This is a genomic window from Rhodoluna sp. (assembly GCF_044232805.1).
In the GTDB taxonomy this organism is placed as follows: Bacteria; Actinomycetota; Actinomycetes; order Actinomycetales; family Microbacteriaceae; genus Rhodoluna.
Window position 1 is genome coordinate 1 of sequence record NZ_JBIILG010000021.1, and the last position, 17,634, is coordinate 17,634.

At 50.1% G+C, this 17,634-nt stretch carries 16 protein-coding genes; 13 read left to right on the forward strand and 3 right to left on the reverse strand.

The window, feature by feature from the left end; genetic code table 11:
* From AC9UES_RS04170 to dnaE, 9 genes are all read left to right on the forward strand, one after another.
* Window positions 1-774: FtsQ-type POTRA domain-containing protein (locus AC9UES_RS04170; RefSeq protein ID WP_509527039.1), on the forward strand; the 774-nt coding region annotated here is incomplete at its 5' end.
* A 155-nt stretch (window positions 775-929) separates the two neighbouring features.
* Entirely contained in the window at window positions 930-2,159 is a 1,230-nt protein-coding gene (gene ftsZ, locus AC9UES_RS04175; RefSeq protein ID WP_509527040.1) for a cell division protein FtsZ, read from the forward strand.
* The gene (locus AC9UES_RS04180; RefSeq protein ID WP_509527041.1) at window positions 2,160-2,843 is read left to right on the forward strand and encodes a YggS family pyridoxal phosphate-dependent enzyme; all 684 of its coding nucleotides are present in this window, start codon (window positions 2,160-2,162) and stop codon (window positions 2,841-2,843) included.
* A gap of 40 nt (window positions 2,844-2,883) precedes the next feature.
* Window positions 2,884-3,312 (forward strand): cell division protein SepF, encoded by a 429-nt coding sequence (locus tag AC9UES_RS04185; RefSeq protein WP_509527042.1) that lies wholly within the window; start codon window positions 2,884-2,886, stop codon window positions 3,310-3,312.
* Window positions 3,313-3,321: 9 nt separating this feature from the next.
* Window positions 3,322-3,609: a YggT family protein gene (locus AC9UES_RS04190; protein WP_509527043.1), complete on the forward strand. Its 288-nt coding sequence runs from the start codon at window positions 3,322-3,324 to the stop codon at window positions 3,607-3,609.
* Window positions 3,610-3,680: 71 nt separating this feature from the next.
* Window positions 3,681-4,310, forward strand: a complete 630-nt coding sequence (locus AC9UES_RS04195) for a DivIVA domain-containing protein (RefSeq protein WP_509527044.1) — start codon at window positions 3,681-3,683, stop codon at window positions 4,308-4,310.
* 8 nt (window positions 4,311-4,318) lie between these two features.
* A complete protein-coding gene (locus AC9UES_RS04200) occupies window positions 4,319-4,822 on the forward strand; it encodes a signal peptidase II (RefSeq protein ID WP_509527045.1) in 504 nt (167 codons plus the stop codon).
* Complete coding sequence (locus tag AC9UES_RS04205) at window positions 4,819-5,736, forward strand: RluA family pseudouridine synthase (RefSeq protein ID WP_509527046.1); 918 nt, start codon at window positions 4,819-4,821, stop codon at window positions 5,734-5,736. The genes AC9UES_RS04200 and AC9UES_RS04205 overlap by 4 nt, the downstream gene beginning before the upstream one ends.
* A 49-nt stretch (window positions 5,737-5,785) precedes the next feature.
* Complete coding sequence (gene dnaE / locus AC9UES_RS04210) at window positions 5,786-9,343, forward strand: DNA polymerase III subunit alpha (RefSeq protein WP_509527047.1); 3,558 nt, start codon at window positions 5,786-5,788, stop codon at window positions 9,341-9,343.
* Here the strand turns inward: dnaE and AC9UES_RS04215 are convergent.
* On the reverse strand, window positions 9,313-9,819 hold the full coding sequence (locus AC9UES_RS04215) for a flavin reductase family protein (protein WP_509527048.1): 507 nt from the start codon (window positions 9,817-9,819) through the stop codon (window positions 9,313-9,315). The two genes, dnaE and AC9UES_RS04215, sit on opposite strands and share 31 nt — an antisense overlap.
* A gap of 229 nt (window positions 9,820-10,048) precedes the next feature.
* On the opposite strand from AC9UES_RS04215, the gene nrdR reads away from it, so the two are divergent.
* The 3 genes from nrdR (at window position 10,049) to AC9UES_RS04230 (ending at window position 14,497) form a co-directional block, all read left to right on the forward strand.
* Window positions 10,049-10,531, forward strand: a complete 483-nt coding sequence (nrdR, locus tag AC9UES_RS04220; protein WP_509527049.1) for a transcriptional regulator NrdR — start codon at window positions 10,049-10,051, stop codon at window positions 10,529-10,531.
* A 45-nt stretch (window positions 10,532-10,576) separates the two neighbouring features.
* Entirely contained in the window at window positions 10,577-13,402 is a 2,826-nt protein-coding gene (locus AC9UES_RS04225) for a vitamin B12-dependent ribonucleotide reductase (protein ID WP_509527050.1), read from the forward strand.
* Window positions 13,403-13,480: 78 nt separating this feature from the next.
* A complete protein-coding gene (locus AC9UES_RS04230; protein WP_509527051.1) occupies window positions 13,481-14,497 on the forward strand; it encodes a quinone-dependent dihydroorotate dehydrogenase in 1,017 nt (338 codons plus the stop codon).
* Here AC9UES_RS04230 and AC9UES_RS04235 read toward each other — a convergent pair.
* Both AC9UES_RS04235 and AC9UES_RS04240 read right to left on the reverse strand, forming a co-directional pair.
* Complete coding sequence (locus AC9UES_RS04235) at window positions 14,494-15,498, reverse strand: aldo/keto reductase family protein (protein WP_509527052.1); 1,005 nt, start codon at window positions 15,496-15,498, stop codon at window positions 14,494-14,496. The genes AC9UES_RS04230 and AC9UES_RS04235 overlap by 4 nt on opposite strands.
* An 18-nt stretch (window positions 15,499-15,516) precedes the next feature.
* A complete protein-coding gene (locus tag AC9UES_RS04240; RefSeq protein WP_509527053.1) occupies window positions 15,517-16,086 on the reverse strand; it encodes a DUF3043 domain-containing protein in 570 nt (189 codons plus the stop codon).
* 41 nt (window positions 16,087-16,127) lie between these two features.
* Between AC9UES_RS04240 and AC9UES_RS04245 the strand changes: the two genes are divergently transcribed.
* Window positions 16,128-17,534, forward strand: coding sequence for a M20/M25/M40 family metallo-hydrolase (locus AC9UES_RS04245; RefSeq protein ID WP_509527054.1), 1,407 nt, complete (start codon window positions 16,128-16,130; stop codon window positions 17,532-17,534).
* Window positions 17,535-17,634: the final 100 nt, after the last annotated feature.

The window sequence follows — 17,634 nt, forward strand, 5'->3', positions numbered from 1 at the left end:
ACGCCACTTGCCAGGGCACCTCGCAGAGTAATGGCTCGTGATCTCGAGAATTCTGTTTTTTCAAGAATTATCTCAGCGCGGCGAGCTAAGCGCATCGCGGCGACTTTAACGGTTGGTTCGATCATGACCTTGGGAATTTTGACTGTAGTCGCGACATTTTCTCCGCTACTTGCCATCCAAACAGTGAGCGTTGTCGGGACCCAGCGTTTAAACCCGGAGGAAATCTCCAAAGCGCTTTCCGAACAAATTGGCAAACCTCTGCCACTTCTGAATCATGACGAGATTGCAAAATCACTTGCGGGTTTTACTCTGATTGAAAGTTTCGCCGCTACCGCTATTCCACCAAACGGTTTGCAGGTGAGCGTTTCAGAGCGCCAGGCGCTGTGCATAGTCGAGTATCAAGGTGCGTTGTGGTTGCACGATCCAGCGGGCGTGCGAATTGCTGTGGCAGAACCTACGGATTTACTGCCGCGAATTTTGATTGCTGGAGAACCTTCGAGTTCGCAACCATTCAAAGATTCCGTTGATGTGTTGCTTGCCTTGCCTGTTGAGTTGCTCGCCGAGGTGGAGATTATTCAGGCAAACACCAGAGACGATGTTCAGATGAGCTTGCGTGGCAGTTTGGGTCAGCGAATCAGCTGGGGTGATAGCTCCGAAGCGGTTTTGAAATCTAGGGTTTTGCAAGCACTCATGGCAAATAACCAGGGTGTCACTGGAGTGACATTTGATGTTTCTTCACCAAACGCGCCCGTGGTGCGCTTCGACAATTTTTAGACACGCCAACCCCTCTTGCCCTAATTCAGGGCACTTAGGGCCTACTTTTTTGTCGCGATGTATAAAAGCACTCGTAGCTTAACCCTATACGCGAGCTTGAGGGTTTGGGCTAGCATGCTTTATCCCTCGCGAGACTAAGGATTTGAAGGAGCATCATGGGCTTGAACCAGAACTACCTGGCCGTTATAAAGGTCGTTGGAGTCGGGGGCGGTGGCGTTAACGCACTTAACCGCATGATCGAATCAGGTCTTCGCGGCGTTGAGTTCGTTGCTATCAATACCGACGCACAGGCACTCTTGATGAGCGAAGCCCACGTAAAGCTAGACATCGGTCGTGAACTGACTCGTGGCCTTGGAGCAGGAGCCGATCCTGAGGTCGGCAAACGAGCCGCAGAAGATCACGAGGACGAGATTGAAGCGGCACTTCGCGGTGCTGACATGGTTTTTGTAACTGCGGGAGAGGGTGGAGGCACCGGAACCGGTGCAGCCCCGATTGTTGCTAGGGTTGCCAAAAGAGTGGGAGCTCTAACTGTTGGTGTTGTCACCAAACCATTCGGCTTTGAAGGCAAGCGTCGCATGCAACAAGCTGAGATCGGTATCGAGGCCATTCGTGCAGAAGTTGACACTCTAATTGTTGTTCCAAACCAGAGACTCCTGGAGATTGCAGACAAAACAGTTTCGGTTGTTGATGCATTCAACACTGCTGATGATGTTCTTCGCGCTGGTGTCCAAGGTATTACTGATCTGATCACCACACCTGGTCTTATTAACCTTGACTTTGCGGATGTCAAGTCAGTAATGCAAGGTGCCGGTTCCGCGTTGATGGGTATTGGAACCGCAAAGGGAGAAGACCGCGCAGTACGCGCCGCCGAGATGGCGGTCTCTTCGCCACTTCTTGAATCAAGCATTGATGGTGCTCACGGTGTTCTTTTGTTGGTTCAGGGAGCTTCTAACCTTGGACTACACGAAATCGATGAAGCCGCCAGGTTGGTTCAAGAGGCAGTATCACCAGAGGCAAACATCATTTACGGAACCACCATTGATGACACATTGGGCGACGAGGTTCGCATCACGGTAATTGCGGCCGGATTTGACGGCGGAGCGCCGAAGCCAAGAAAAATTCCTAGAACTGTATTCGCTGAGGTAGCTGAGGCCAAGCCGCTTACTGCACCAGTTGCTGCGGAACAATTAGTCTCGGAGCGGAATTCATTTTTTGACATAGTAGAGTCTGAGCCAACCCCGGCCCCAACACCTTCATTTGCTTCCGAGTATGAGTCGGACGATCAAATCGAGATTGACGAGTCGCCAGAGCTTCCTCGCAGACCACAAACTGCGGATGGGACTTTCGGGGACGACCTGGATATCCCAGAATTTCTAAGAGGGTAAGTGAGCGAATTAGCTCAACGATATAACCAAATAGTTGAACAAGTCGCCGCCGCCGCTGCCGCCAGTGGAAAGAATGCAAGCGACATAACTTTGGTTGTGGTCACCAAGAATCACCCACCGCAACTCGTTTTTGACCTGCTCGCGCTGGGAGCTAGGGACTTCGGCGAAAACCGGGATCAGGAAGCCGCTCCAAAGGCCAAAAAGGTGCTGGGATCTTCCTCTGAAGCGATGCGTTGGCACTTCGTAGGTCAACTTCAGACCAATAAGGTCAGGTCTGTGCTCGACTACGCAGACGCCATTCATTCTTTGGATAGAGAGTCTCTTCTGGTTGAGCTTCAGAAGCGAACAGTTGGAAGGGCCAAGGCTCTTGGTGTCTTTATTCAGGTTAATCTGACCGAGGATCCTGCTAGAGGAGGGGTCCCGGTTGACGATTTGGACGCCTTTGCCACTAAAGTGCTTGAGTCCAAAGGCCTTTTGCTTGAGGGGCTAATGGGCGTTGGGGGCCTAGATAAGGACCCCAAGATTGAGTTTGACCGCCTGGCAAGGCTCTCTTCCAAGCTCCAGAGCATTGCCCCTGACGCCAAATCTCTCTCAATGGGCATGTCATCCGATTTCGAGGCGGCAATTGGCTTCGGTGCGACACACTTGCGCATTGGAACGGCAATAACGGGCAAGCGGCCCTAGTGGGCATATTCTTGGGTTGTACCAATAACAGGAGGAACTAATGGCCGGAATACTAAAGCGCAGCATGGAATTTCTTGGTTTTGCCGAGGAGTCCAGTGATTTGCCAAGCCGTGCGGAGCCGGTAACGAACACCCAGCGTCCGGCAAGAATCATGCCTCAAAGATCTCGTCGCGGTTCAAGCGACGTTGCAGAGATTTTCACAATTGAGCCCCGAACTTACGAAGAGGCTCCAATGGTCGCAGCTCACTACCGAATCGGTATCCCGGTGATCGTGAACATGGGTGAGATGAGTGAAGTGGATTCACGCCGCATGCTTGATTTCATGTTGGGCTTGAAAGAAGGCCTTGAAGGACACATGCGTCGAGTGACTTCAAAAGTTTTCTTGCTGACCCCGACTCATGTATCCGTGAATCAGGAAGAGCAAGAACAGCAACCAAACGAGGTCGACGAGCTTCTAGTTCGTCCCTAAATTCCCACTATGAGCATGCTTGCTCTGATTGCTTACTGGGCTCTGCAGGTATATTTCTATGCCTTAATCGGCAGATTAATCCTTGATCTATTGATTTCATTCAGGCCTGGATTCAGACCTACGGGCTTGCTTCTTCCGGTTTCGGAGATTCTTTTCACCGTTACTGACCCACCACTTAAATTTCTTAGAAGGTTCTTAAAACCTGTCAGATTTGGGGCTATTTCTCTTGACTTGGCCTGGACTCTATTGGTTTTGGTGGTAATTTTCCTTCGAAACATGGTCCTGAGCCTCGTCTAGCCCAACAGAGAATCTTGCGTTAGACTTTTTGAGCTACGGCCTAGAGGGCCAGCCGAAAGAGGATATCCCCAATGTCACTTACACCCGAAGACGTTGTCAATAAGAGATTTCAGCCAACAAAGTTTCGCGAAGGCTACGATCAGGACGAAGTTGATGATTTTCTAGATGAAATCGTTGTTGAGCTAAGGCGCGTTTATCAGGAGAACGAAGATCTTCGAAGAAGACTTCTTGCAGCCGATGGCCGCATTGCCGAGCTTCAAAGAAGTGGCGCAGCCTTGCCAGCCCAACTTGCCTCAGCCCCAGCGGTTAGTGCTCCAGTTGCGGTAACCCCGTTCCCAGAGGCAGTATCTGACCCATCGACTCTTGATTCTTCCAACACCAACAACTTGCTACAGCTTGCTCGTAAGCTCCACGACGAGCACGTTCGCGAAGGTATGGTCAAGCGCGATGAGCTGATCGCCGAAGGTCACGCGACCGCTGCCAGAATCGTTCGTGAAGCGGAGGCCCAGCAGCGTTCCGAGCTAAACCGCCTCGAGCAGGAGAAGGCTGTTGTTGAGCACAGAATTCAAGAACTAAAGAGCTTCGAGCGAGAGTACCGGGCCAAGCTAAAGAGGTACATTGAGTCACAACTTACTGACCTTGATGTAGCGGGAGTCGCCCCAACTCAGGCCCCAGGATATACCCCTGGCCTTAGCTTCTAGTTTTCTTGATGAGCTCTAGAGCCAAAGTAAGTCGTTGGCTGTATCTGGTCATTGCGTTAATTGCGATAACAGTTGATCAATTCACAAAGAACCTCGCCATAGCAAATCTTGAGCTAGGAACTAGCTATCCCGTTCTGGATGATTTGTTGTCGTGGAGGCTTTTGTATAACGACTCTGCCGCCTTTGGTTTGGGTTTTGGCTACACCTGGATACTGGCCGTTATCTCAGCAATTGCGGCGCTTGCAACCATTTGGTATTCAAGAAACCTCGAGTCCATGTCCTGGTCGATGATGATTGGAGTTTTTCTAGGTGGTGTGGTTGGAAATCTGATTGACAGATTGACCCGCGAACCAAGTTTTGGCAATGGACACGTTGTTGATTTCATTCAGATTCCTATGAACTTTCCCATTTTTAATTTGGCGGACACCTTTATAGTTTCAATGGCAATCCTCACTGTCGTCCGAGTCATGAGAGGCGAGAGCATAGGCGGCATCGAGCCTAAGACCAAATGACTCTCCGATTTGAAATAGATGCTTCACTTTCTGGTGAGAGAGTCGACACTGCTCTGGCTAGACTGCTTGGCATCTCCAGATCCGTTGCAGCCGAGCTGTGCGAGCGGGGTGACGCTCAGGTGGCCAACAGGGTTCTTTCCAAGTCTGACCGTGTGAACCTGGCAGATGTTCTGATTGTCAAACCACCGGTCGCTGCAGAACCTCTTAGGGTCATCGAAACTCCAGTCGATGAACTGCTTGTGATTTACCAGGATGAAGACATTGTTGTTGTTGATAAACCAGCAGGGGTCGTGGCCCATCCGACCGTTGGTTTTCAAGGTCCAACCGTCGCCGGCGCCTTGCTAGCTCGAGGAATACAGCTTTCGACCTCCGGAGCTCAAGAGCGTCAGGGGATAGTGCAGCGATTGGATGTTGGCACCAGTGGACTAATGATGCTCGCGAAATCAGAGCTTGCTTACTCGAGACTAAAGCAGGCGTTTCGCGATCGAGCGGTTCACAAGATTTACCACGCAATTATCCAAGGCCAGCCTGATCCTTCTGAGGGGACTCTTGATGCTCCGATTGGACGACACCCGAAAGCTGAGTTCAAGTTCGCAATCGTCGAAGGAGGCAAGCCATCGGTCACGCACTACAAGACACTTGAGCTTTTCCCGGCCAGTACATTGTGTGAAGTGAATTTGGAAACCGGTAGAACTCATCAAATCCGAGTTCACTTCTCTGCTTTTAAGCATCCGCTTCTGGGGGACACCATGTATGGCGCCGACCCAAAGTTGGCCAAGAGTCTCGGAATTACGAGACAGTGGCTTCATGCTAAAGAGTTGGGGTTCACACATCCAATCACCGACAAGCAGGTTCGTTTGGTTTCTGAGTATCCTTCTGACTTGGCGGCAGTACTTGAACGGCTTAGGGCGTAAATAGCCTTAGGCTAATTTTCAATCACTCAATCACCTAGGCGGGGTTTCGTTGTCGACAAAGGATTCTTTTGTGCACCTTCATGTGCACAGCGAGTATTCCATGCTCGATGGCGCTGCCCGAATTGGCCCCCTAACCCAAGCTGCAGCCGAGATGGGTATGCCGGCAATCGCAATCACTGATCACGGCAATAACTTTGGTGCATATGACTTCTATCAAACGGCCAAAGCGAATGGCATAAAGCCAATTATTGGTATCGAGGCTTACCTTTCTCCTGGCACCTCAAGAACCGATCGCACCAGAGTCAAGTGGGGAACAGGCGGTGAGGATGACGTATCTGGTGGCGGTGCGTATACGCATCTCACCATGCTCGCTGAAACCACTGAGGGAATGTACAACCTATTTAAGATGTCATCAAAGGCATATCTGGATGGTTTCTACTTCAAACCCCGCATGGACCGCGAGCTGCTGCAGGAGTATTCAAAAGGAATTATCGCAACTACCGGTTGCGCATCAGGCGAGGTCCAAACCCTCATTCGACTGGGTCAGTACGACAAGGCGATTGAGGCAGCTGCCTTTTATAGGGATGTCTTTGGTAAAGACAGCTACTTCGTCGAGATCATGGATCACGGCATCGACATCGAACGTCGTGCCACTTCTGACCTGCTGAGACTTGCTAAAGACTTGGGACTACCTTTGGTCGCCACCAATGATCTTCACTACACCCACGCATCCGAGGCCACCGCTCATGAGGCGCTGCTTTGCGTGCAGTCATCAACCAACTTGCTCGATCCCAATCGCTTCAAATTTGATGGCGCTGAGTACTACTTGAAATCACCCGCGGAAATGCGGGAACTGTTCCGCGATCACCAAGACGCCTGTGACAACACTTTGTTGATTGCCGAGCGCTGCGATGTGGAGTTCCAAAAGCGCGATCTCATGCCTAAGTTCCCGCTACCGGAGGGAGAGACCGAGGCAAGCTGGTTCGCTAAAGAAGTAGATCGCGGCATGAAGCGCCGTTATGGCCAGAATGTGCCAGAACTTCAAGCCAACCAGGCCAAGTACGAAGTAACCGTTATCGCACAGATGGGATTCCCTGGCTACTTCTTGGTAGTTGCTGACTTCATTGCTTGGGCTAGAGCTCAAGGAATTCGTGTTGGACCAGGACGAGGTTCTGCTGCCGGTTCAATTGTTGCTTACGCTCTTGGAATTACGGAGCTTGATCCAATTGTGCACGGTTTGATTTTTGAGCGTTTTTTGAATCCCGAGCGAGTATCACCCCCTGATATTGATGTCGACTTCGATGATCGCCGGAGGGGAGAAGTTATTCGCTATGTCAGTCAAAAATATGGCGAAGATCGCGTTGCACAGATCGTTACCTTTGGAACCATCAAAGCCAAGCAGGCGCTGAAGGACTCTGCTCGAGTACTAGGCATGCCTTACGCGGCAGGTGAGAAGCTAACCAAGCTGATGCCGGGCATGGTGCTTGGTAGAGACATCTCTCTGGGAGAACTTGTCGAAAAACCCAAGGACAAAAAATCAGAGGAGACCTCGAGATACAAAGAGGCTTCCGAGTTTCGGGAAGCCCTCGAGTCCGATCCGGACTCGGCAAAGATCTTCGAGTTGGCCAGAGGGCTTGAGAACCTAAAGCGTCAGTGGGGGGTTCACGCAGCAGGTGTAATCATGTCTGCAGAGCCACTAATTGATGTGATCCCGATTATGCGCCGTGATGATGACGGGGCTGTGATTACCCAATTTGATCAGCCGCCTTGTGAAAAACTTGGTCTTCTGAAGATGGACTTCTTAGGCCTTAGAAACCTCACCGTTTTGGATGATGCTCTAGTCAATATCAAGGCCAACCGGGGAGTGACGGTTGTGCTGGAAGATCTTGACCTCAACGCGGATAAAAACACCTTTGACCTACTTTCACGCGGCGAAACTCTGGGTGTTTTTCAGCTAGATGGTGCGCAGGTGCGATCTCTGCTTCGAACCCTAAAGCCCACCGAGTTTGAGCACATTTCGGCCGTTATCGCTTTGTATCGACCAGGTCCAATGGGTGAAAAATCCCACACCAACTACGCGTTAAGAAAAAACGGTCTTCAGAAATCCGAACCAGTTCACCCGGAGCTCGCCGAAACATTAGCTGACATTCTTGATCCAACCTATGGCTTGATTGTTTACCAGGAGCAGGTAATGGCTGTTGCGCAAAAAGTAGCTGGCTTTAGTTTGGCTCAGGCTGACTTGCTGCGTCGAGCGATGGGTAAAAAAGACAAGAAGGAACTAGACCGTTCCTATAAAGACTTCAGTGGTGGAATGCTCGCGCAAGGTTATTCAGAAGCAGCAATCGAAACTCTTTGGAAAACTTTGCTACCTTTCGCGGACTACGCCTTCAACAAGGCTCACAGCGCCGGCTATGGAGTTTTGAGCTATTGGACTGCCTACTTAAAGGCAAACTACCCAGAAGAGTACATGGCTGCTCAGCTAACTTCCGTGGGGGACTCAAAAGACAAGCTCGCCATATATTTGAACGAGTGTCGAAGAATGAACATTCAAGTTCTTGCTCCCGACGTGAATCAATCTGTAGAGGCCTTCACGGGAATTAGCGAGAACATCCGATTCGGCTTGGGTGCAATTCGAAATGTCGGACACAACGTTGTTGATGGAATCATTCAAGCTCGTAGTGAAAAACCATTTGGTTCATTTAGTGACTTTTTGGCGCGGGTTCCGCAGCAGGTTTGTTCCAAGCGCACCATTGAGTCGCTGATTAAGGCGGGCGCATTTGATTCCCTAGGTCACACCAGACGATCACTTTTCGAGATCTACGAAGAGGCAGTTGACGCATCCTCTGTAACTAAGCGCAATGAATCTGCTGGCCAGGTAGACCTATTTGGCGACCTGTTTGATGGAATGGGGACTTCGGTTTCAGTTCCTGATAGACCCGAATGGCCAAAGGCCGAGAAATTGGCTCACGAGAGGGAAATGCTTGGACTTTACGTGTCTGACCACCCGCTTTCTGGAAGAGAGAGTCAGTTGGCACAGTTTGCCGAGTTCACCATCGGGGATCTGCTAACAAGTGAAGAGATTAAGGATGGCGAAACAGTAACTATTGCCGGTTTGATCTCCAGCGTGACCCATCGTGTTGCACGCTCGTCAGGTAACCCTTACGCCAATGTCTCTATCGAGGATTTCGAGGGTGAAGTCAATGTCATGTTCATGGGTAAGACATACCGCGAGTATTCGGAGCAACTTATCAACGACGAAGTTGTGGTCATAAGGGGCCGCATCAATATGCGAGATGATGGCGTAGCCATCTCCGCATTCTCGCTTGAGCCAATTGCCATTGGAGCCCCGGGACTATCTAGTGGTCCGCTTCGCTTGCAACTGCAGGAGTCTGAAGCGACCAGATCTGTTTTGGAAAATCTTGATTCAACGCTCAAAGCTCATCCTGGAAGAGAAGAAGTTCACTTAACGTTTGTAGACAATAGCAATCCTCGCAGCTTCAAACTACAACCAACAGTAAAGATCACCGATGATCTTCTGGGTGAACTAAAGGCATTACTTGGCACTCAAGGTTTTGTTCAAAGAGATTCATCTGAGGTAGTGAAGTAAGCACGCTGGTTATAAAGCAAGGCTTTGTCGTTGTCGCCTGTGACTCCCGAAACTATTTGAATAACGAACACCGCGTTTTGTTCTACGAGGTGAAATTCCCGGACTTGTCCAAAAAGCACTGCCGTTACGTTTTGAAAAACCGGTAAATCAAATTCAGATCTTTCCCAGTCTGAGTCAAGAAATCTTTTGGTGTTGTCGCTAGCCATTTTTTGAGCTAGGTCAAAATTGCTTGCTCCGAGCATGTGAAGGGCGACATGTTTTGCGGTTGATATTGCAGGCCATGATGATGATCCTTGAGAGACATTGAAGGTCACCAGCGCTGGGTTAGAGCCCAGAGAGGTCATGGAAGTGGCAGTGAAGCCCACTGGGTTCCCAGCGGGGTCATTGGTCGTAATAACGGCCACTCCAGAGGCGTGGCGCCTGAACGCGGCCTTTAGGGCCTCGCTGGAGTCTGGGTTTATCTTGGGGTCAAGCATCTACTTCAGGGTAGTAGAGATTTTGGGGTTCAAAAACCTAAGAAATCATTGATTTTTGGAGCAAAATTTCCGACACGCCGAATATCGGACAAATTTGCAAATATGCCCCTTAAACCACAAGATATAGGGACGGAAGAGCGAAAAGTTTCCACATCTAGTGGAAGGTTATCGGGGAATTCGGCCAAAATCCAACAAAATCAAGGTTTTTTCGACAGAAAGGCATCAGCTCATGAACTGTCCTTTCTGCCGTAATACGGACTCAAGGGTCACAGACTCCAGAGCTAGCGAGGATGGCACCAGCATCCGCCGCAGACGCCAGTGCCCAGAGTGTGGCAAGAAGTTCACCACCTCCGAGACCACCTCGTTGAGCGTTCTAAAGCGAAGCGGCGTTACTGAGCCATTTAGCCGAGAAAAGGTCGTAAGCGGAGTTGGCAAGGCTTGCCAGGGCAGACCGGTTTCAGACGCTGACCTAGCCTTCTTGGCTCAGCAGGTAGAAGAGACCATTCTTTCCACAGGAGCAGCTCAGGTTGAAGCACACGTGATCGGGCTAGCTATCTTGGAACCTCTGAGACTGCTAGACGAAGTGGCTTTCATGAGATTTGCAAGCGTTTACCAGGGCTGGGAAAGCCTAGAAGATTTCGAAGCGGCAATCAACGTCCTTCGAGCAAGCAACACCCAAGCAACAGATTTAGACAAAGAACTAACCAAGTAGTAAACCAACAACCATAAGTATCCAAAACTAGGAAAGGCAACACTCGTGACTGACGCAACTGCATTTAGCTCCACCTCTGGCTCCGTAAGCGGCAAGGGATTAACTATTAACCGCATATACACAACAGAGGGCGTGCACCCATATGACCAGGTCAACTGGGAGTTCCGAGATGTTGTCCAGACAAACTGGAAAAATGGTGAAACCATTTTCGAACAGCGTGGCGCTGAGTTCCCAGATTTCTGGAGCTTGAACGCTTCCACCATCGTCACAACCAAATACTTCCGCGGAGCACTAGGAACTGAAGAACGTGAATTCAGCCTGCGTCAGCTGATCAACCGCGTTGTTCTTACCTACACTCAGGCTGGTCGCGAGAATGGATACTTCGCAAGCGAAGAAGATGCAACAATCTTCGAGCACGAGATGACCTACATGCTTTTGAACCAGGTGTTTGCATTCAACTCACCAGTTTGGTTCAACGTCGGAACCAAGAGCCCACAGCAAGTTTCAGCTTGCTTTATCTTGTCCGTTGATGACTCAATGGAGTCAATCTTGAACTGGTACCGCGAAGAGGGAATGATCTTCAAGGGCGGTTCCGGTGCAGGTCTAAACCTTTCCAGAATTCGTTCATCGAAGGAACTTCTAAAGTCCTCCGGTGGATCAGCTTCTGGTCCAGTTTCTTTCATGCGTGGCGCTGATGCTTCCGCGGGAACCATCAAATCTGGTGGTGCAACCCGCCGTGCAGCCAAGATGGTTGTTCTGGACGTTGATCACCCAGACATCGTTGAGTTCATTGAGACCAAGGAACTTGAAGAAGAGAAGATCCGCGTATTGCGCGATGCAGGTTACGACATGGAGCTTGGTGGCAAAGACATCAACTCCGTTCAGTACCAGAACGCCAACAACTCAGTTCGGGTAAACGCAGAGTTTATGAACGCTGTCGAAAGTGGCGGCAAGTTCGGATTGCGAGCTAGAAGCAATGGTGAGGTTGTAGAAGAAGTTGACGCAAGAGAGCTTTTCAACAAGATCTCGAAGGCAGCTTGGGCTTGTGCGGACCCTGGAATCCAGTACGACGACATCATCAACGACTGGCACACTACTCCAGAGTCAGGCCGCATCACTGCGTCCAACCCCTGCTCTGAGTACATGCACCTTGACAACTCAAGTTGTAACCTAGCGAGCTTGAACCTACTGAAGTTCCTAAACCCAGATGGTTCATTTGATTCCGCTACCTTCACTAAGGTTTCCGAGCTCATCATCACCGCGATGGATATCTCAATAAGCTTTGCTGATTTCCCAACCGAGGCAATTGGTGAAACCACCCGTGCTTACCGTCAGCTAGGTATCGGTTATGCCAACCTAGGTGCACTACTGATGGCAATCGGTGTTCCTTACGACAGCAAGGAAGGTTTCGCTCTTGCTGGAGCAATCACCTCCTTGATGACAGCCGCCGCGTACCGTCGCTCCGCAGAACTTGCTGGAGTGGTTGGTCCATACGATGGCTACGCCAAGAACAAGGCCGGTCACGACCGCATCATGGCAAAGCACGAGGCTGCTAACTCTCTAGTTACATCAGTTAGCGAAATCGACCGCTCAGTTCACGTAGCTGCGACTGAGCAGTGGGCATTGAACACCAAGATCGGTTCACAAAACGGTTGGAGAAACGCTCAGGCTTCATTGCTGGCCCCAACCGGAACCATCGGTTTCATGATGGACTGTGACACAACTGGTATCGAGCCTGACTTCTCCCTGGTGAAGTACAAGAAGCTATCAACTGGTGGTTCGATGCAGATTGTTAACCAGACCATTCCATTCGCCTTGCACCGTCTTGGATACTCTCAGGAGACCATCGAGGCAATTGTTGATCACATCTCACAAAACGGTCACGTAGTAGACGCACCGGGACTCAAGGTTGAGCACTACCCAATCTTCGACACCGCTATCGGTGTTCGTGCGATTGAGCCAATGGGTCACGTGCGAATGATGGCTGCTGTTCAGCCGTTCCTTTCTGGAGCTATCTCAAAGACAGTAAACATGCCTGAGACAGCAACAATTGAGGAAATTGCTGAGGTCTACTTCCAGGGCTGGAAGTTTGGACTAAAGGCACTAGCTATTTACCGCGACAACTGCAAGGTGGGTCAGCCACTTTCCGACGGTAAAGCAAAGACCGAGACCAAGACAGATAAGGCAGCTGTTGCTACCGGTATGTCTCACCCGGTTCGTAAGCGCCTACCAAAGTCACGCCCATCATCAACCACCAGTTTTACTGTTGGTGGCGCTGAGGGTTACCTAACTGCAGGCTCTTACCCAGACGGTGGTTTGGGCGAGGTGTTCCTAAAGCTTGGTAAGCAAGGATCCACTCTCGCCGGCGTAATGGATGCATTCTCGATAGCAGTGTCGATTGGTTTGCAGTACGGCGTGCCACTAGAAAGCTACGTTAAGAAATTCACCAACGTGAGCTTCGAGCCAGCTGGTCTAACCGACGACAAGGACATCAGAATGGCCAAGTCTCTTATGGACTACATCTTCCGTCGCTTGGCGCTAGATTACCTGCCATACGAAACCAGATCAGCAATTGGAATTCATTCAACCGATGAGCGCACCGCAGAACTGGATGCAAACTCCAGCTACGGGGCTCCAGCGGCTGTTGAGAACCCAGCACCTGCTATTGAGTCAGAAGCTCCTGTAGTTTCTATTACTCAGTCCGTAGAGATCACAACCAAGAAAGAAGTTCACTCTTCTGCTGAATTGTTCGAACTACTACAGGGTAAAGAATCAGATGCACCACTTTGCTTCAACTGTGGAATCAAGATGAGACCTTCTGGCTCATGCCACGTGTGTGAAGGTTGTGGATCAACTTCTGGTTGCAGCTAGAAAAGAAGTTATAGCCAAAGGGTCAACGCTTTCAGCGTTGACCCTTTGGTCTATCCCGAGGGAAGGTAATCTAAGTAGGTGCTATACAAAGCCCTGTTCAAGCTGGTTTTTTCAAAACTAGATCCCGAGCAAGCGCATTACCTTGGGATGTTCGTTATCAAACTTCTTGGCCTAACCGGGCTAGCAAAATTGTCACAACTCGGAGTAAAGAAAACACCAACTCATGCATTTGGGCTTACATTCTCTAGTCCATTTGGTATTGCCGCAGGGTTTGATAAAAACGCAATGGCCGTCAAGGAACTTGGTCAGTTGGGCTTTTCGCATGTTGAAATAGGGACAGTCACCAGACATCCACAACCTGGTAACCCAAAGCCGAGACTCTTTCGACTGGTCAAGGACCTAGCTCTAATCAACCGCATGGGATTCAATAACGAAGGTGCGGGCCAAGTTGCCAGTCGCCTTGCCAAGCTTCGTGCATCGGGTGCGAGGCTTCCAATCATTGGCGTGAACATCGGAAAAAGCAAGATTACTGAATTGGCTGACGCCGTTTCGGATTACGAATACAGCACCAAGGTGCTATCTCCGGTTGCTGATTACATCGCTGTCAATGTTTCCTCGCCAAATACGCCAGGGCTTCGTTCGCTACAGGAAGTTGATCAACTCGAACCAATTTTGGTGGCAGTATCTCGGGAGGCGCTTGGAAAACCCGTTTTGGTGAAGATTGCTCCTGACTTAGAGGACAGTGCCGTTATAGAAGTAGCTTCGTTGGTTCGAAAGCTCGGCCTGGCAGGAGTGATTGCAACCAACACAACAACAAGGCGTGAGGGTCTTGTGACAGCAAGTGAGAAAGTCGATTCTTTTGCCGCAGGCGGCTTATCAGGGCCTGTGTTGGGCACCAGATCGAAGGAGGTTCTCGTTCTTTTGCGAAAAGAGTTAGGCGAAAAGTTCGTGGTGATTTCTGTCGGGGGAGTAGTCACCGGCGAAGACGTTTTAGAGCGCCTAAGACTCGGTGCAGATTTAGTCCAGGGATATACAGGGTTTGTCTATCGGGGCCCACTGTGGGCTAGAAAGATAAACGCAAGCTTACGTTCTTAAACAAGCCTTGCCGGAGGACTCTTAGTTTCCGCTGGGTCCGAGACAATCAAACCAGCGAGAATCTGGTCGACCTGTTTCATGATTTCATTTGGAATTTCAACACCCACAGCTTTGACGTTGTCGGTGATTTGTTCCGGGCGTGATGCACCAACAATTGCGCTCGAGATATTCGGATTAGCAAGTACCCACGCGAGGCCAAATTGCGCCATAGTCAAACCCAGAGACTCAGCAAGAGGCTTGAGCTTTTGAATTGCAGTCAATGCTTGCTCGGTCATGTACTTCTCAATTCCACCGGCTGATGCTTCGGTGTTGCTAGCTCTTGAGTCTTTCGGGGAAGGACTTCCTGGAAGATACTTTCCGGTTAGTACACCTTGGGCAAGCGGAGACCAGACAATCTGTGTCATACCGTTTTGCTTTGAAGCAGGAATAACCTCAGCCTCAATAACCCGCCAAAGCATTGAGTACTGAGGTTGGTTTGAGATTAATTGGAACTGGAGTTCCTTGGCTAGCTTTGCTCCCGCGTTGATCTGTTCTGCATTCCACTCGGAAACGCCGATGTAAAGAGCTTTTCCGGCGCGAACGATGTCTGCGAATGCTTGCATTGTTTCTTCTAGGGGAGTTTCGTAATCGAATCGGTGAGCTTGGTAGAGATCCAAGTAGTCAGTTCCGATTCTTGTGAGGGAGCCATCAATAGATTCCATGATGTGTTTTCTGGAAAGCCCATGATCGTTTGGCTTCTTGTCAGCTACCGGCCAGTAGACCTTTGAGAAAATTTCTATTCCTGAACGGCGTTCGTTCTTAAGTGCCTCACCCAAAATAGGTTCGGCTTCTAGATTGGCGTACGCGTCTGCAGTATCAAAAGAAGTAATGCCAGATTCGAGAGCGGCTTTTACAGTTTTGACTGCTTCTTTGTTGTCGACTTGACGAGCGTGCGTTAGCCAGTTTCCGTAGGTGAGTTCACTGACTTTGAACCCACTGTTTCCTAGGTAGCGATGCTTCACTTGGAGCCCTTCTATTGCTTAGAGAATCTTCGTTCCGCGCTTGATCTGGGGTTTCGGAAGTCTCATGCCACGCATTTGTATCGAACGCATAGCGGCGTACCAGCGCAGACCCTTTTCACCTCTTCCTGGATATTTTGTCTCAACAACCTTCAGAGCTTTTTTTCCGATGATGTAACCGTCGATGCCAATTAGAACAAATAGTCCCCACATCGCTACTAGAGTTCCTAGCTGAATTGTTAGATCCAGCTGCGGGTCATCAGGTCTGATTGAAGAAACAATGATGACCAAAAACAGCATTGGAAGAACTAGTTCTCCAACTGTAAAGCGTGAATCTACGACATCTCTGGCCAGTCTTCGCTGAGGCCCACGGTCTCTAATGGTTAGGTAGCGATCCTCACCGTTAGCCAAACCTTCGCGTGCTTTAGCCCGCTCTGCGGTAAGAACCTTCTTGGCAGCTCTCTTGGCCTCCGGACTCTTGTTCCCTACAACAGGCTTTTTTCTAAGCTGTTCCTGCTGCTTTCTTGCTGGAGTTGGGCGACCTTTTCCGGTCTTGGGGGTCTCGGGTTGCTGCTTAGGTGTCGAAGACATCAATTCTCAATTCTTTGGGTTATGCCTTTAAGATTACCCTTATGACAATCACCCCACCGCCGATTAGCAAAACTGACGTTGAAGCCGCTCAGAAATACACTGATGGCGCCTTTGCTAAGGCCCTAGAAACGCTATCCAGTTTGGTGAGTATCCCGGGAATAGCTTGGGACGCTTTCGATGCCAGTGAACTTGAAAGAAGTGCAGAGGCAGTTGCGGGATTGCTTCGCGAAACAGATGTTTTTGAATCAGTTGAGATTTTTCGGTCAGCAACCCCAGCTGGGCCAATGGGTGCACCAGCTGTAGTTGCAACTAGAGCAGCCCGAAACTCTAAGCCAACTATTTTGCTTTACGCTCATCACGATGTTCAGCCGCCTGGAGCAGATGATATTTGGGAATCTGAACCGTTCAAAACTGAGATTCGAAATGGTCGCATGTATGGTCGCGGGGCCGCAGACGACAAAGCTGGCGTCATTTCACACGTCTACTCAATACAGGCGCTTCGAGAGCTAACCAACAATGATTTTGATCTTGGACTTGTGGTCTTTATAGAAGGTGAAGAAGAAGCCGGCTCCCCTTCTTTCGCGAATTTCTTGGTTGAACACAAGACCAAACTGTCCTCCGATGTGATCATTGTTGCGGACTCGGGTAACTGGACAACAGAGGTTCCAGCCATAACAACCACGCTCCGAGGTCTCGTTTCGCTTGAATTTGAGGTCAGCACCTTGGATCACGCCGTCCACAGTGGTATGTACGGTGGGGCAGTCCCAGATGCCATGCTCGCGCTGACGAAGATTTTGGGTTCAATGTGGGATGAAAATTGCTCAGTCTCCATTTCAGGTCTAATTTCTGAGAATTCTGTCGATTTAGCCTATTCAGAGCAGGATTTAAGGGTTGATTCTGGCCTTTTGCCCTCCACTCTTTCCATAGGTGAAGGGGGCATTCTTGGCAGGCTTTGGACCAAGCCTTCGCTGACCCTGATTGGCTTGGATTATCCGTCTGTGGCCATCTCTTCAAACACCCTGGTTCCAAGCGTCAGAGCAAAACTGAGCCTTAGGATCGCCCCCGGACAAGGGCCCAGCGAGGCTCTAGAGGCTCTAAAGACACACATCTTGACCCATAACCCTTTGGGTGCCCAAATCGATTTTGGGGCGGTTGAGCTTGGTAAACCCTTCAGTTTGGGGGAGTCCGGTTGGGCGAAGGACCTAGCCTCCAGAGCTTTGAAATCCGCCTACGGATTTGACAGTGTGGACATCGGCATCGGTGGCTCCATCCCTTTTATTGCCGACCTGGAGGCAGTATTTCCTGGGGTCCAAGTTTTGGTTACTGGGGTGGAGGACCCAGATTCCAGGGCTCATTCTCCGAACGAGAGCCTTGACATCGAGACCCTGCGCAAAGCAATCATTGCCCAAACCCTTATCTTGCTTGGCGCAAACCAAGTTCAGCTCTAATTCCAAGAGCTGGGATAGACTGAAACAACAAAGAAGCTACTCCAAGGAGATTTCAATGGAACAAACCCTTACCCACGGCGTAAAGCTCACCGATACTGCG